This is a genomic window from Mycobacterium sp. 1274756.6, from assembly GCF_001668625.1.
GTDB lineage: Bacteria > Actinomycetota > Actinomycetes > Mycobacteriales > Mycobacteriaceae > Mycobacterium.
The window spans coordinates 1-710 of the sequence record NZ_LZLJ01000063.1 but is presented as its reverse complement, the minus strand read 5'-3'; the positions used below and the strand labels follow the sequence as shown (position 1 = coordinate 710).

Here is a 710-nt window from a genome sequence, read left to right as displayed (position 1 = left end):
ATGGCGCTGATCGCCCGCCCGCTGGACCGCCGTCCCGCGGTGGCGATGCTGACCTGCATGACGGTGCTCGTCGCCACGTTCGTCGTGCTCACCGGCCTGGCCGTGCTGGACCGGCACAGCCCGGCCACCGTGCTGCTCGGGGCGGGCGGGATCCTGCTGTGGGGGGCGATGGCGGCCACCGTGTCGCCGATGCTGCAGTCCACCGCGATGCGCACCGCCCCGGCCGACCCCGACGGCGCGTCGGGCCTGTACGTGGTGGCCGCCCAACTCGGGATCGCCGGCGGCTCCCTGCTCGGTGGCTTGCTCTTCGCCCGGGCCGGGGTGCCGCTGATGCTGGCCGGCTCCACCGTGCTGATCGCCGCCGCCCTGGTGGGCATGGCGGCCGCTCGCCGCCTCTTCAACGTTTACTCGATCATCAGGGCGACGTAACATTGGCCACTCCGCGGCGATAGACAGTGCAGATCAGCGCTGCGGCGGCGGCCTCGACCACGTCATCCGCCGCCGCCATGACAGTTAGCTGACCTGGTTGTTGTGCGAGACTGGAGCCACCTTTGTGAACTGGAGGATGTCAATGTCGCGACGGGGTTCTCTGCGAGCCGTTGTCAGCGCGGTGGGCGTGGCCGTCACGTTGAGCCTGGGCGCGGGCACGGCACTGGCCGATCCGCCGCCACCGCCGCCACCACCGGTGGATCCGTTCGCACCACCGGCAC

General features: G+C 71.3%; 1 pseudogene. It reads left to right on the top strand.

Annotated features, from left to right (window positions below):
- Positions 1–429, top strand: a pseudogene (locus A5643_RS18440) (MFS transporter); the annotation flags it as partial.
- Positions 430–710: the final 281 nt, after the last annotated feature.